The sequence below is a fragment of the Achromobacter sp. NCFB-sbj8-Ac1-l genome, from assembly GCF_052695805.1.
Window position 1 is genome coordinate 928556 of record NZ_CP199812.1, and the last position, 13330, is coordinate 941885.

Below are 13330 nucleotides of genomic sequence, written 5' to 3' on the forward strand. Positions count from 1 at the left end.
GCGTGCGCGCCTACGCCGGCCTTTGTTTCAGCGGTTGGGGATGGGTTGCGCCGCTGGTGTGGGGGGAAATCGTGTCGCTGCGGGTATCGGGTTCTGCCGGGAACATCGTGGTGGGGCTACAGCGTGGCGGCGGTGCCGAGGATGGCCGTGGACTGGCTGGACAGCGTGCCGCCGTTGCCATGCACCAGCGCCAGGTCGGCGCCGGACACCTGGCGCGCGCCGGCGTCGCCGCGTAGTTGCCGTACCGCCTCGATCATGATGAAGACGCCGTACATGCCGGGATGCACGCAGCACAGGCCGCCGCCGTTGGTGTTCACCGGCAGCCGCCCGCCCGGGGCGATCGCGCCGCCGGCTATGAAGTCGCGCGCCTCGCCCTTGGCGCAAAAGCCCAGGTCTTCCAGGAACAGCAGCGTGTTGATCGTGAAGGCGTCGTACAGCTCCACCACGTCGATGTCGCGCGGCGCCACGCCGGCCATGGCGTAGGCGCGGCGGCCGGACTCAACGGCCGCCGTCACCGTCAGGTCTTCCATGGACGAGATCTGCCGGTTCCAGACGGCCGTGGCGTTGCCCAGCACGTACACCGGCGGGCGCGGCAGGTCGCGGGCGCGTTCGGCGCGCACCAGCACATAGGCGCCGGCGCCGTCCGTCACCAGGCAGCAGTCGCGCACGCTCAAGGGGTCAGACACCATGCGCGCCGACAGTATCTGTTCCAGCGTGGCCGGCTCGCGCAGTTGCGCTTCGGGGTTGAGCTGGGCCCATTGGTTGGCGGCCAGCGCCACCTGGGCCAGGTCTTCGCGGCGGGTGCCGTACTGGTGCATGTGACGCGCGGCGGCCAGCGCATACGACGACAGCGGGCTGAGCGGGTCGTAAGGGGTTTCGTAGGGCTGCGGATCGAACTGCTTGCGCACGCGGCCGATCTCGGCGCGGCTCAGGGTGGACGTGCGCTGGGTGCTGCCGTAGCAGACCAGCACCGCCTTGCATTGGCCCGAGGCCAGCGCGTGCAGCGCGGGCAGCAGGTGTGCCACGAAGCTGGAGCCGCCCAGCATGGTGCTGTCGATGAAGGTCGGGCGGATGCCCAGGTGTTCGATCACCGGCATCGCCCACATCGGCGCGGCCACGCTGGCCGTGCACAGGCCGTCGATGTCCTGCATCGTCAGGCCGGCGTCGGCCACGGCGCGTTGCGCCGCCTGCACCAGGATTTCCATTTCGGTATAGCCGTTGGCCTGGCCCAGGCCGGCATGGCCCACGCCGGCCACCGCGACGGCGCCGCGCAAATCGTTCAGCGTCATGGCGCCTCCTTGCTCTGAACGAACACCACCTGGCCGCGGCCGTCGTTGACCGCCACCTGTGCCTGCACCGCCATGCCGATGTGCACGGCGTCGGGCGCGATGCCGTCTACCCGGCTCATCAGGCGCACGCCTTCGGCCAGATCGATCAGCGCCACGTTGTAGTCGCCGCCTGCTTCCGGCTTGCGCCGTACCACGGTGGTCGAATAGACGGTGCCGCGCCCGTCGGGCGTTTTCCAGGACAGTCGGTCGGCGCCGCAATGCGGGCAGAGCATGCGGGGATAGAACACGGCGCGGTCGCAGGCGGCGCAGTGCTGGATCAGGAAGCGGCCCTGGTCCAGCGCCTGGCGGTACTGCGCCTCGACGCCGGTGGCGGCGTCGTTCGGGGCGGTAGCGGTCATTGCGTGGGGTTTCCGGGTTGACGAGCCGCCAGTGTCGGGGCTGGTGCCGGGGCATGCCATTCTTCATTGCTGAAGCAGGCCTTTTGCGGGCCCGTAGTGCCGGGCAGGGGCGACACGGGAGCCGGGGCCCTACATCGCCTCAAAAGCCGCCCTTCGGCAACCGCAGATTGTCCGCGCGGGCTGGGCCATGGCTAGATACCGGTCAAAGGAGACAGGCCATGAATCTGACTTGGACGCCCGAAGAGCGCCAGTTTCGTGAGACGGTACGTGCGTTCGCCGCGGACCGACTGCCGGCGGACATTCGCGACAAGGTGTGCCGCCACCAGCGGCTGGAACGTGACGATTACGTGCGCTGGCACAACATCCTGGCCGACCAGGGCTGGGGCGCGCCCAACTGGCCCGTCGAGCACGGCGGTACCGGCTGGAATGCACTGCAGCGCCTGATCTTCGAAGTGGAATGCTTCAAGGCCGGTGCGCCGCGGCTGCTGCCGTTCGGCCTGTCGATGATCGGCCCTGTCTTGATGAAGTACGGCAGCGCCGCTCAGCAGGCGCGCTTCCTGCCGCGCATGGCGCGGGTGCAGGATTGGTGGTGCCAGGGCTATTCCGAACCCGGCTCCGGGTCGGACCTGGCGTCGCTCAAGACCCGCGCGGTGCGCGATGGCGACGAATACGTCGTCAACGGCCAGAAGACCTGGACCACGCTGGCGCAGTATGCCGACTGGATGTTCTGCCTGGTGCGCACCGATCCGGACGCGCGGGCCCAGCGCGGCATTTCGATGCTGCTGCTGGACATGCGCGCACCCGGCGTCACGGTGCGGCCGATCCGCACGCTCGATGGCGGCCACGACGTCAACGAGGTGTGGCTGGAAAACGTGCGGGTGCCGGTGGAAAACCGGGTGGGCGAAGAAAGCCACGGCTGGACCTATGCCAAGTACCTGCTGGGGCACGAACGCACCGGCATCGCCGGCCTGGGCCATTGCCATCGCGAACTCGACATCCTGAAAGGCATGGCCGCCAAGGCCTCGTCGCGAGGCCGCCCGCTGCTGGCCGACAGCCGCATGCGCGACCGCATTTCGCGCATCGAGGTCGACATCATGGCGCTGGAGATGCTGCTGCTGCGCGTGGCGGCCAGTAACGACGGCACGCCGGGGCCGGAGGCGTCGGTGCTGAAGATACGCGGCTCCGAGATCCAGCAGGACCTGGCGATGCTGCAGATGGAAGTGGCCGGCCCCGACGCCTGGCCCTATGACCCCGCCTGGATGCGGGCGGACGCCGACTGGCACGGACCTGGCCCCGAGATGGCCGCCGCCGCGGGGGCCGGCTATGCCGATATGCGCAAGACCTCGATCTACGGCGGCACCACGGAAGTGCAGAAGGGCATCATCGCCCGCCTGGTGCTGGGCCTGTAGGCCGCCGCCCTTCGTCCAAGGAGCACGACGCATGGATTTCCTCTATACCGAAGAACAGCGCATGCTGGCCGACAGCCTGCGCCGCCTGGTGGACCAGGCATGGACCCGGCCGCAACGCCGTGCCCGCGAAACGGCGGGCCGGCTCGATGCCCGCGCCTGGGCCGCGCTGGCCGACGTGGGGGTGCTGGGCCTGACCATCGCGCAGGACGCGGGCGGGTTTGGCGAGGTGCCCGCCAGCCTGCTGCCCGTGCACGTGGCACTGGGCCGCGGCCTGGTGGCCGAGCCGGTGATTCCCAGCGCGGTGATGGGCGCCGCCCTGATCGAGGCCTGCGGCGGCCCGGCGCGCCAGCGTTGGCTGCCCGGCATTGCGTCGGGCGAACGCGTGGTCAGCGTGGCCTGGCAGGAACCGGGGCGGCGCTACGACGCAACGCCCGATGCCTGCCGCGCGGTACGCGGCGAAGCGGGCTGGCGGCTGGAAGGCGCCAAACATCTGGTGTGGCACGGCGCGGCGGCACAGGCCTGGTGGGTCAGTGCGCGCGACGAGAACGGCGCCACCGTATTGCTGGCGGCGCCGGCGGACGCTGCGGGCGTGCGCGTCACCGACACGCCAACGCTGGACGGCGCACGCTGCGCGCGACTGGATTTCACGGCAGTCACCTTGCCGCCAGACGCGCTGCTGGCGCAAGGCGCAGCGGCCGACGCGGCGTTGGCCGAGGCGCTGCACTGGGGCACGGCCGCGCTGTGCGCGCACGCGGCCGGCGCTATGGAGCGTCTATTGGAAATCACTGTGGACTACCTGAAGACGCGGCAGCAGTTCGGCCAGCCGCTGGCGTCGTTCCAGGCCCTGCAGCATCGCCTGGCCGAAATGCTGGTGGCCAAGGAATTGGCGTTGTCCATGGCCTATGTGGCCGTGGCGGCGCTGACCGAGCCGGACGCCACCCAGCGCCGCCGCATGCTGGCATCGGCCAAGCTGGAGGTCGCGCGCGCCGGCCGGCAGGTGGCGCAGATGGCGGTGCAGCTGCATGGCGGCATGGGCATGACGGACGAGCTGGAGGTAGGCGATTACTTCAAACGCCTGACCGTGGTGGACCTGCTGCTGGGCGACAGCGCCGAGCAACTGGCTGTGCTGGAGGAATTGGCATGAGCCCCACGCCATCGGAAGCCGTGAACATCAGCCCCGCCAACATCGATGCCAACGCGCCTCGCCCCGGCTACACCCAGATCCGCTTCACGCTGAGCCAGGGCGTGGGGGGCATTACGCTGGACCGCCCCGAACGGCTGAACAGCTTCACCGCGGTCATGCATGCCGAACTGGCGCGGGCGCTGGACGAGCTGGAAGCGCATGCGGGCCTGCGCGGCGTGGTCATCACCGGGGCCGGCCGCGGCTTTTGCGCCGGGCAGGACCTGGGCGAGCGCCAGCCGCCCGCAGACGGCAGCCGGCGCGACCTGAGCGAGATCCTGGCCAAGTCGTATCGCCCGCTGATCATGCGCTTGCGCGCGTTGCCGGTGCCGGTCGTGTGCGTGATGAACGGCGTGGCCGCCGGCGCGGGCGCCAGCCTGGTGCTGGCCTGCGACGTGGTGTTCGCGGTGGAATCGGCTCGCTTCATCCAGGCATTCAGCAAGATCGGGCTATTGCCCGACGCCGGCGGCACGTGGTTCCTGCCGCGCCTGGTGGGCTCGGCGCGGGCGATGGGCGCGGCCTTGTTCGGCGAAGCGGTCAGCGCGCGGCAGGCCGAAGCGTGGGGCCTGATCTGGCGGGTGGTGCCGGACGAGGCGCTGGCCGAGACGCTGGCCGAGGTGACCGCCACGCTGGCGGCGGGGCCGACGCGGGCCTACGGCGCCACCAAGGCGGCGCTGCATGCCTCCAGCGGCCATACCCTGGCCGAGCAGTTCGACCTGGAATGTCGGCTGCAGCGCGAGCTGGGCTACACCGACGACTACCTGGAAGGCATGCAGGCGTTCGCGCAGAAACGCGCGCCGGCTTTCAAGGGGCGTTGAGGCGGATATCGCAGGATGGGGCGACGTGAGGGGGGGGCGGGATCAGAGCCAGTCCCAGCCCCAGCCCTGGATCAGGTCGCGGAGGCGGCCTCGCCCGGCTGCCGGATCTGCTCGATCAACTCGCGCGCACAGCCAGGCAGGGCGTCGATGTCGCGCACCAGCAGCTTGCGTTCACGCACCACCCAGGGCTCGTCCAGCTCCACCACCCGCAGCTTCATTTCCGCGCCGTAGCGGCGTGCCGCCGAGTCGGGAATGACGCCCACCCCGACGCCCGCCTGCACCATGCGGCAGATGGAATCGAAGCTGTACAGCTGGATGCGCTGGGGCAGGCGCTGGCCGATGCGTTCAAGCTGGTCGCGCAGAAACGCCACCAGCGTCGATCCCTCGTGCATCGTGATGAACGGGTAGCGCACCGCGTCGGCCAGCTTGACCTTGTCCTGGTCCTGCAGCGGATGGCCATTGGGCACCACCAGCACCAGGCGATCGGTGCTGAAATGAATCGTCTGCAGTTCGGGGGCGTCGACCGGGCCGGCCACGATGCCCAGGTCGGTGGTGCCGTCCAGCACGCCGCGCACGATGTCGCGCGTCAGGCGTTCCTGCAGGTCCACCGTCACGCCCGGGTGGCCCGACAGGAAATGCGCCAGGATGTCGGGCATGAACTCCGTGACGGCGGTGGTGTTGGCGAAGATGCGGATGTGGCCCGCGTCGCCGTCGGCCTGTTCCTGGAAGTCGTGCTTCAGGTGGTCGACCTGGCGCATGATGACCCGGGCGTGCTGCAGCAGCCGCTGCCCGGCGGGGGTGATTTCCACGCCGCGGCTGTCGCGGTACAACAGGCGGGTATTGAGCTGGTTCTCCAGCGCCTTGATGCGCACGCTGACCGCGGCCAGCGACAGGTGCGCCCGCTTGGCGGCCTGCGTCAGGCTGGGCGATTCGGCGATATGGATGAACAGGCGTAGGTCGGCAAGATCGAAGTGCATGGCGCCTATATTACGGCGGCGGGCACGTGGCGCACGATTCATGCGCCGCAAACCCCGCCTTGAGGAAAAACGAATTCACAGCCTGCGCGGCTTGCGGGATGCTACCCGTCAACCCCTATGACAAGGATATCGGCATGACATCGACAGACCCGGCCGCCTGGATCGGCAGCGGCGAGCGCCAGGCGGACGCGCTGGACCCCGGCCACGCCGCCCGCATCGCCGCCACGCTGGGCGGCCCGGCGCCCGCGCAAGGCGACCCCTTGCCGCCCCTGTGGCAGTGGGCGTTCTTCATCAGCACGGTCGGCCTGGATGGCTTGGGGACGGATGGCCATCCCGCGCGCGGCGGCTTCCTGCCCCCGGCGCACGACCGCAATCGCATGTGGGCCGGCGGCCGGGTGCAGTTCCTGCAACCGCTGCGGGTCGGCGTGCCGGCCGAGCGCATCTCGACAGTGGCGGAGGTCAAGGAAAAGGCCGGCCGCAGCGGCGCGCTGCTGTTCGTCACCGTGCGCCACGAATACCGCCAGGCAGGCGAACTGGCCATCCTGGAAGAACAGGACATCGTCTACCGCCAGCCCACGCCGCCCAAGCTGGCCGGCACCGAGCCCGCGCCCCAGGCGCAATGGCGCGACCCGGTCGAGCCGTCGGCGGTGCTGCTGTTTCGCTATTCCGCCGTCACGTTCAACGGCCACCGCATCCATTACGACCACCCCTACGTCACGGGCACCGAGGGCTACCCCGGCCTGGTGGTGCACGGGCCGCTGATCGCCACCGAGATGGTCGCCGCGTTCCAGCGCGCCCACCCCAAGGCGCGGCCCACGCACCTGACCTACCGCGGCCTGCGGCCGCTGATCTCGCCTGCGCCGTTTCACGTGGCCGGCCGCATCGAGCAAGCCGGCGTGGCCCAGTTGTGGGCCGAGCAGGACGGCACGCTGGCCCACCAAGCCGAACTGAGGTTCACCGAATGAGCAACCCGGGCCCCCGTCCGCTGGACGGCATTACCGTCGTCAGCCTCGAACACGCCATTGCCGCGCCGTTCTGCACCCGCCAGCTGGCCGACATGGGCGCGCGCGTCATCAAGATCGAACGTCCCGGCGCCGGCGACTTCGCCCGCGGCTACGACGAGCGCGTGCGCGGCCTGTCGTCGCACTTCGTCTGGACCAACCGGTCCAAGGAAAGCCTGACGCTCGACCTCAAGCGCGACGAGGCCGGCGACATCATGGACCGCCTGCTGCAACAGGCCGACGTGCTGGTGCAGAACCTGGCGCCCGGGGCCGCGGCCCGCCTGGGCCTGTCGTTCGAGGCGCTGCACGCGAAGCATCCGCGCCTGATCGTCTGCGATATTTCCGGCTACGGCGAAGGCGGCCCCTACCAGGACAAAAAGGCCTACGACCTGCTGATCCAGAGCGAAAGCGGCTTTCTGTCGGTGACGGGCACGGCCGACGATCCGGTCAAGGCGGGCTGTTCCATCGCCGATATTTCCGCGGGCATGTACGCCTATTCGGCCATCCTGAACGCGTTGCTGCTGCGCCAGAAAACGGGCCTGGGCAGCCGGCTCGATGTTTCCATGCTCGAAAGCATGGTCGAGTGGATGGGCTTTCCGATGTACTACGCGTTCGAAGGCGCGGCGCCGCCCGTGCGCGCCGGTGCGGCTCATGCGTCCATCTACCCCTACGGCCCGTTCCCTACCGGCGACGGCAACACCATCATGCTGGGCCTGCAGAACGAACGCGAATGGCGCGTGTTCTGCGTCCAGGTGCTGCGCCAGGCCGAGCTGGCCGAAGACCCGCGCTTTGCCTCCAATTCGCTGCGCACCGCCAACCGTGATGCCCTGCGGGCGCTGATCGTGGCGGCCTTTGCAGGCCTGTCGGTGCAGCAGGTCACCGACCGCCTCGAAGACGCCCAGATCGCCAATGCGCGCGTCAACGACATGGCCGGCGTGTGGGCACACCCGCAGTTGCAGGCGCGGGCGCGCTGGCGCCAGGTCGACAGCCCGGCCGGCGTGCTGCCGGCGCTGCTGCCGCCGGCCAGCAGCAATGCCTTTGCGCCGCGCATGGCCGCGGTGCCTGCCGTGGGCCAAAACACGGATGCGGTGCTAGCATCTCTGGGATACGCGCCGGATCAGGTGGCGCAATTCCATGCCTCGGAGGTCGTGTGATGCATCCCGTCGTTCGTACCGCGCTGTTCGTGCCGGCCTCGCGCCCCGAGCGTATTCCCAAGGCCCTGGCCGCGGGCGCCGACGCCGTGATCGTCGATCTCGAAGATGCGGTCGAGCACCTGGCCAAGGCCTCGGCCCGCGAAGCGCTGTGCGACTTCCTGGGCACCCACCCGCAGGCCCGGGTGTGGGTACGCATCAACGACGCGTCCACTTCGTGGCACGACGACGACCTCAAGGCCTGCCGTGGCCGGCCGGCCGTGGCGGGCCTGCTGCTGCCCAAGGCCGAAAGCCTGGCCCAGGTGCGCCACGTGGCGCAGACCGGGCTGCCCGTCATCCCCATTCTTGAAACCGCGCGCGGCGTGCTCAACGCGGCCGAGGTGGCCGGCACCCCGGGCGTGGCCCGCCTGGCCTTTGGCAGCCTCGACTACGCCCTGGACCTGGGCGTGGCGCCCGATACCGACGGCGCGCAGGCGATGCTGGACCATGCCCGCGTGCAGGTGCTGCTGCATACGCGCGCGGCCGGGCTGGCGCCGGCGCTGGACGGCGTGTTCGCCGGGGTCGAAGACCAGGCCGGGCTGTCGCGCGCCGCGGCGCGTGCGCAGCAGATGGGCTTTGGCGGCATGCTGTGCATCCATCCGGCGCAGGTCGCCGTCATCCATGCGGCCTTTGCGCCCGACCCGGCCGAACTGGCCTGGGCCCGCCGCGTCGTCGATGCCCACCGCGACAAGTCGGTCGGCACCTTCATGCTGGACGGCGCGATGGTGGATGCGCCCGTCATCGCCCGCGCGCGCCGCGTGCTGGCGCAGGCCGGGGAAACGGTCGGCAGTTGAGGAACGCATGAGCGAAGCGCTTTTCATCGGGCATACCTATATCGACGTCACCGTGCTGGCCGACGAATGGCCTACTGGCGACGAAAAAAGCGTGGCACGCGATTACGCCGTGTCGTTCGGCGGTAATGCTGTCACCGCGGCGTTCGCCTGCGGCAAGCTGGGCACGTCCCCCGACCTGGTGTGCTCGCTGGCGCCCGACTGGCTGGGCCACATGTACACCGACATGGCCGCCGCGCATGGCGTCACGCTGCATGGCCGCCAGGTGCGCCGCTCGTCGCTGTCGTTCATCATGCCCAACCACGGCAAGCGCGCCATCGTGCGGGCGCGCGATACCGACTACCTGAATGACTTTCCGCGCCTGGACGTGTCCGGCTACCGCGCGCTGCACCTGGATGGCCACCAGCCCGACGCCGCGCTGCATTACGCGCGGGCCTGCCGCCAGGCCGGCATCCTGACGTCGCTGGACGGCGGCGGGGTGCGCGAGAACACCGATGAATTGCTGCGCCATATCGACGTGGCCGTGTGCGCCGAGCGCATGTGCGAACAACTGGGCCTGTCGCCGCAAGGCCTGTTGGACCTGCTGCGCCAGCGCGGCTGCCGCATCGGCGCGGTCACGATGGGCGAGCGCGGCATGCTCTGGTACGACGAAACCGGGGCGGTCGACACGCTGCCCTCGCTGGACGTGCCCGCCGCGCGCATCGTCGATACCTCGGGCGCGGGCGACGTGTTCCACGGCGCCTATGTGTGGTCGTACCTGAACCGCCCCGAGTTGCCCTGGAAAGAACACTTCACCTTCGCGCGCGCTGCGTCGGCGCACAAGATCCAGCACCTGGGCAACGAGGCGGGCCTGCCCACGGTGAGCGACGTCGAACGCGCCATGCTGGCCTTCACGCCCAAGGCATAGCGGTCTGCATCCGGTTCATGCAACACCGGGCAGGGCGGGGGGCACCAATCAGGGAAAAAAGCGCGGCCGGAACCGGCCGCGCCACATTCAGCCGATGCGTTCGATCGGCTGGTCGGTGATCTCGTCCAGCCAGGCATCCAGGCTGCGGCCGGCCAGCGTCAGCGTGGGTGCCAGGTCGCGCAGCGGCCGCAGCACGAAGGCGCGCTGTGGCATGCGGGGGTGGGGCAGCACCAGGCGCGCGTGCGCCATCGCCGCGTCGCCATGCAGCAGCAGATCCAGGTCCAGCGTGCGAGGGGCGTTCTTGTAGGGGCGTTCGCGGCCGTGGCGCAGTTCCAGCGCTTGCAGCAGGTCCAGCAGGGCCAGCGGCGCCAGGGTGGTGTCCAGCGCCGCGACGGCGTTGACGAAATCCGGCCCGGCGGCATCCACCGGCGCGCTGCGGTAGAACGGCGACGCCGTGACAGCGTCGATGCCATCCGCGCCGGCCAGTTCGGCCAGCACGGTGCGCAACGTCGCTGCGCTGTCGCCCAGGTTGGCGCCCAGGCCGATGTAGGCGCGCACGGGGGCGGCCATGATCTTACTCGGCGGGGCCGGCGCCACCGCTGGCGGAGCGCGAGCTGGGACGGCGGCGCGGGCGGCGCTTGCGCGCCGACGGCGCGGGCGCCTCGGCGGGGTCGCGCGGCTGGCGGCCCAGGTCTTCGATCATGTCGGCGCGGGTGGCGTCGTCGGCGTTGGCCAGGTCCATCCACCACTGCGCCAGCACGCTGTCGAACTCGCCGGCCGCGGCGCGCAGCTGCAGGAAGTCGCAGGCGGCGCGGAAGCGCGGCTGTTCGATCATGCGGAAGATCGTCTTGCCCATGCGGCGCTCGAAGCGCGGCTGCATGAACCAGATTTCCCGCATGTCGGACGAGAAGCGGCGCTGGATGGCCAGCTTTTCGGTCTGCTCGTCGAGCACCGAATCGGCCGCCTGCGACAGCGCGGGAATGGTGTGCTCGCCCTGGGCGCGCAGTTGCTTCCAGCGCACGTCCACCTGCTGCCAGAGCAGCGCGGCGAACAGGAAGCTGGGGCTGATGGTCTTGCCGGCACGCACGCGGGCGTCGGTGCGTTCCAGGGCCAGTTCGACGAAGTTCTCGCCGCCCGGCTGTTCCAGCACCACGTCCAGCAGCGGCAACAGGCCGTTGTGCAGGCCGTCGGCGCGCAGCTGGCGCAGGCAGTCCATGGCATGGCCGCAGGTCAGCAGCTTGAGCATTTCGTCGAACAGGCGCGAGGCCGGCACGTTTTCGATCAGGTTGGCCATCGTGCGGATGGGCTGGCGCGTGGCCGGATCGATGGTGCCGTTGAGCTTGGCCGCGAAACGTACCGCGCGCAGCATGCGCACCGGGTCTTCGCGGTAGCGCTTGGCGGGGTCGCCGATGATGCGGACCTGGCGCTTCTTCAGGTCGGCCACGCCATTGTGGAAGTCGATGACTTCCTCGTTGTGCGGGTCGTAGTAGAGCGCGTTCATGGTGAAGTCGCGGCGGGCCGCGTCTTCTTCGTGCGAACCGAACACGTTGTCGCGCAGGATGCGGCCGTGTTCGTCGGTTTCCTGGTCTTCGGAGGCCGGGGCGCGGAAGGTCGAAGTTTCGATGATTTCCTGGCCGAACACCACGTGCACCAGCTGGAAGCGGCGGCCGATGATGCGGGCGCGGCGAAACAGCGGGCGGATCTGCTCGGGCGTGGCGTTGGTGGCCACGTCGAAGTCCTTGGGTTCCAGGCCGACGATCAGGTCGCGCACGGCGCCACCGACGATATAGGCTTCATAGCCATGCTGGCGCAATACCTCGCACACCTTGATGGCGTGGCGCGACACGTTGCGCCGGTCGATGCCGTGCTTGTCGCGTCCGATGCGCAAAGGCCCCCGGGCTGCCGGCGCGAACAGTCGGCCGACGAATTTTTTTATGGTTTCGGTGATCATTTAGGACTTGGCATCTATGACGTGGTCGAACAGGTCGATCACTTGCCAGCCGCGTTCCTGGGCGATCTTGCGCAGGGTCGGGCTGGGGTTGGCGGCGATCGGACGGGTCACCTTTTCGAGCAGCGGGACATCATTGACCGAATCGCTATAGAAAAACGATTCGGAAAAATCTGCAAGTCCTAATCCCATGGCGCCCAGCCAATCGTTCACGCGCACCACCTTGCCTTCCTTGAAGCTGGGCGTGCCCAGGATGCGGCCGGTGTAGCGGCCGCGCTGGACTTCGGCGTCGGTGGCGACCAGGTGGGGCACGCCGAAGGCGCGGGCGATGGGGGCGGTGACAAAGCTGTTGGTGGCCGTGACCACCGCGCACAGGTCGCCGGCTTCCAGGTGCGATTCGACCAGCTCGCGCGCGGCGGGCGTGATCGACGGCCGGATGACCTCGGCCATGAATTCCTCGTGCCAGGCGGCCAGCTCGAACGGCGCGTGCGCGGCCAGGAGGCCGAGCATGAATTCGGCGGCCTGCTCGGCGGTGAGTTCGCCGCGGTTGTAGCGGTCCATCAGGTCGTCATTGCGGCGGCGGGCCTGGTCGGGGTCGCCCGCGCGGCCGGTGCGCGCCAGATAGTCGGCCCATTGGTAGTCGCTGTCCAGCGGCAACAGGGTGTGATCCAGGTCGAACAGGGCGAGACGTCGGGAGGTCATGGGCGTTGTGAATCAGGGTCTGCGAGCATGGCGCGCAACAGGGGCAGGGTGATGGGACGGCCGGTGGCCAGGGAATAGCGATCCAGCGCGTCCAGCAAGGCGGCCAGCTTGCGGATGTCGCGCTCGTGGTGCGTGAGCATCCAATTGATGATTTCAGGCGCCAGGTGCAGGCCGCGTTCGGCCGCCTGGGCGGCCAGCGCGGCCAGCTTGTCGGCATCGGAAAGGGGATCCAGCCGGAACACCAGGTCCCAGCCCAGCCGGGTGCGCAGGTCTTCTCGCAGCGGCATCGACAGCGGCGCGCGGTCGCCCGCCACGGCCAGCGCAAAGGCGCGGCCGGTGGCGGCGGATTCGCGCCAGCGGTTGTACAGGGCAAACAGCCCCGCCTGGCGGTGCTCGTCCATGCGGTGCACGTCGTCCACGGCCACGAACTTGGGCATGGGCGACTTGGAGTCGGCTTCGGCCAGCACCCGCAGGATGTTGGCGCTGTTGGCGGCTTCGATGTAGACGGCGTCCGGGCGCGCGGTCAGGGCGCGCAGCAGGTGGCTGCGGCCGCAGCCGGCGGAACCCCAGATATACAGCGCGCGGCCCGGGGCGAGCGTGCGCACGGCCGCCAGCGCCTCTCCGTTGGGACCGGCGATGAAATTGTTCAGCGATGGCGCTGGCGCGGGAAGAACGTCAAGCAGCAGCTGGCGGTTCATGAGAGGTTATCGATCAGGCGGG

General features: G+C 69.6%; 14 protein-coding genes. 7 read left to right on the forward strand and 7 right to left on the reverse strand.

Annotated elements, in window-relative coordinates:
- Positions 1-116: 116 nt before the first annotated feature.
- Both ACUDP5_RS04380 and ACUDP5_RS04385 read right to left on the reverse strand, forming a co-directional pair.
- Entirely contained in the window at positions 117-1289 is a 1173-nt protein-coding gene (locus tag ACUDP5_RS04380) for a thiolase (protein ID WP_263913909.1), read from the reverse strand.
- Positions 1286-1687, reverse strand: coding sequence for a Zn-ribbon domain-containing OB-fold protein (locus tag ACUDP5_RS04385; RefSeq protein ID WP_445658217.1), 402 nt, complete (start codon positions 1685-1687; stop codon positions 1286-1288). Before ACUDP5_RS04385 ends, ACUDP5_RS04380 begins: the two co-directional genes overlap by 4 nt.
- A 218-nt stretch (positions 1688-1905) precedes the next feature.
- Here ACUDP5_RS04385 and ACUDP5_RS04390 point away from each other — a divergent pair, with 218 nt between their 5' ends.
- The 3 genes from ACUDP5_RS04390 to paaG are packed head-to-tail and all read left to right on the forward strand — an operon-like array spanning position 1906 to position 5094.
- A complete protein-coding gene (locus tag ACUDP5_RS04390) occupies positions 1906-3096 on the forward strand; it encodes an acyl-CoA dehydrogenase family protein (RefSeq protein WP_445658218.1) in 1191 nt (396 codons plus the stop codon).
- A 31-nt stretch (positions 3097-3127) separates the two neighbouring features.
- Entirely contained in the window at positions 3128-4240 is a 1113-nt protein-coding gene (locus ACUDP5_RS04395; protein ID WP_445658219.1) for an acyl-CoA dehydrogenase family protein, read from the forward strand.
- Positions 4237-5094, forward strand: coding sequence for a 2-(1,2-epoxy-1,2-dihydrophenyl)acetyl-CoA isomerase PaaG (paaG, locus tag ACUDP5_RS04400; RefSeq protein ID WP_445658220.1), 858 nt, complete (start codon positions 4237-4239; stop codon positions 5092-5094). Before ACUDP5_RS04395 ends, paaG begins: the two co-directional genes overlap by 4 nt.
- A 71-nt stretch (positions 5095-5165) precedes the next feature.
- Here the strand turns inward: paaG and ACUDP5_RS04405 are convergent, their stop codons facing one another.
- Positions 5166-6071: a LysR family transcriptional regulator gene (locus ACUDP5_RS04405; RefSeq protein WP_445658221.1), complete on the reverse strand. Its 906-nt coding sequence runs from the start codon at positions 6069-6071 to the stop codon at positions 5166-5168.
- A gap of 134 nt (positions 6072-6205) precedes the next feature.
- Here ACUDP5_RS04405 and ACUDP5_RS04410 point away from each other — a divergent pair, with 134 nt between their 5' ends.
- From ACUDP5_RS04410 to ACUDP5_RS04425, 4 genes are read left to right on the forward strand one after another with little or no spacing between them, the layout of a single operon-like run.
- Positions 6206-7036, forward strand: a complete 831-nt coding sequence (locus ACUDP5_RS04410) for an FAS1-like dehydratase domain-containing protein (RefSeq protein WP_263913915.1) — start codon at positions 6206-6208, stop codon at positions 7034-7036.
- A complete protein-coding gene (locus tag ACUDP5_RS04415) occupies positions 7033-8226 on the forward strand; it encodes a CaiB/BaiF CoA transferase family protein (protein WP_445658222.1) in 1194 nt (397 codons plus the stop codon). The genes ACUDP5_RS04410 and ACUDP5_RS04415 overlap by 4 nt, the downstream gene beginning before the upstream one ends.
- Positions 8223-9056 (forward strand): HpcH/HpaI aldolase/citrate lyase family protein, encoded by an 834-nt coding sequence (locus ACUDP5_RS04420; protein WP_445658223.1) that lies wholly within the window; start codon positions 8223-8225, stop codon positions 9054-9056. Before ACUDP5_RS04415 ends, ACUDP5_RS04420 begins: the two co-directional genes overlap by 4 nt.
- 7 nt (positions 9057-9063) lie before the next feature.
- Positions 9064-9960 carry a sugar kinase gene (locus tag ACUDP5_RS04425; protein ID WP_263913918.1) on the forward strand — a complete coding sequence of 299 codons (897 nt, stop codon included), beginning with the start codon at positions 9064-9066 and terminating at the stop codon, positions 9958-9960.
- 87 nt (positions 9961-10047) lie between these two features.
- Here ACUDP5_RS04425 and ACUDP5_RS04430 read toward each other — a convergent pair whose 3' ends face one another.
- From ACUDP5_RS04430 to hda, 4 genes are read right to left on the reverse strand one after another with little or no spacing between them, the layout of a single operon-like run.
- Positions 10048-10530 (reverse strand): 2-amino-4-hydroxy-6-hydroxymethyldihydropteridine diphosphokinase, encoded by a 483-nt coding sequence (locus ACUDP5_RS04430; protein ID WP_445658224.1) that lies wholly within the window; start codon positions 10528-10530, stop codon positions 10048-10050.
- Between the two features lie 4 nt (positions 10531-10534).
- Positions 10535-11911, reverse strand: a complete 1377-nt coding sequence (gene pcnB / locus ACUDP5_RS04435) for a polynucleotide adenylyltransferase PcnB (RefSeq protein WP_263913920.1) — start codon at positions 11909-11911, stop codon at positions 10535-10537.
- The gene (locus ACUDP5_RS04440; RefSeq protein WP_025136727.1) at positions 11912-12610 is read right to left on the reverse strand and encodes an HAD family hydrolase; all 699 of its coding nucleotides are present in this window, start codon (positions 12608-12610) and stop codon (positions 11912-11914) included.
- On the reverse strand, positions 12607-13308 hold the full coding sequence (gene hda / locus ACUDP5_RS04445) for a DnaA regulatory inactivator Hda (RefSeq protein ID WP_263913922.1): 702 nt from the start codon (positions 13306-13308) through the stop codon (positions 12607-12609). Before hda ends, ACUDP5_RS04440 begins: the two co-directional genes overlap by 4 nt.
- Positions 13309-13330: the final 22 nt, after the last annotated feature.

Excerpts from the sequence above, each read along its gene's own strand:
- ACUDP5_RS04380 (WP_263913909.1), bottom strand. The coding sequence starts at position 1,289 with ATGACGCTGAACGATTTGCGCGGCGCCGTCGCGGTGGCCGGCGTGGGC.
- hda (WP_263913922.1), bottom strand. The coding sequence starts at position 13,308 with ATGAACCGCCAGCTGCTGCTTGACGTTCTTCCCGCGCCAGCGCCATCG.
- paaG (WP_445658220.1), top strand. The coding sequence starts at position 4,237 with ATGAGCCCCACGCCATCGGAAGCCGTGAACATCAGCCCCGCCAACATC.
- ACUDP5_RS04390 (WP_445658218.1), top strand. The coding sequence starts at position 1,906 with ATGAATCTGACTTGGACGCCCGAAGAGCGCCAGTTTCGTGAGACGGTA.
- ACUDP5_RS04405 (WP_445658221.1), bottom strand. The coding sequence starts at position 6,071 with ATGCACTTCGATCTTGCCGACCTACGCCTGTTCATCCATATCGCCGAA.
- ACUDP5_RS04395 (WP_445658219.1), top strand. The coding sequence starts at position 3,128 with ATGGATTTCCTCTATACCGAAGAACAGCGCATGCTGGCCGACAGCCTG.
- ACUDP5_RS04385 (WP_445658217.1), bottom strand. The coding sequence starts at position 1,687 with ATGACCGCTACCGCCCCGAACGACGCCGCCACCGGCGTCGAGGCGCAG.
- ACUDP5_RS04415 (WP_445658222.1), top strand. The coding sequence starts at position 7,033 with ATGAGCAACCCGGGCCCCCGTCCGCTGGACGGCATTACCGTCGTCAGC.
- ACUDP5_RS04430 (WP_445658224.1), bottom strand. The coding sequence starts at position 10,530 with ATGGCCGCCCCCGTGCGCGCCTACATCGGCCTGGGCGCCAACCTGGGC.
- ACUDP5_RS04410 (WP_263913915.1), top strand. The coding sequence starts at position 6,206 with ATGACATCGACAGACCCGGCCGCCTGGATCGGCAGCGGCGAGCGCCAG.
- ACUDP5_RS04425 (WP_263913918.1), top strand. The coding sequence starts at position 9,064 with ATGAGCGAAGCGCTTTTCATCGGGCATACCTATATCGACGTCACCGTG.
- pcnB (WP_263913920.1), bottom strand. The coding sequence starts at position 11,911 with ATGATCACCGAAACCATAAAAAAATTCGTCGGCCGACTGTTCGCGCCG.
- ACUDP5_RS04440 (WP_025136727.1), bottom strand. The coding sequence starts at position 12,610 with ATGACCTCCCGACGTCTCGCCCTGTTCGACCTGGATCACACCCTGTTG.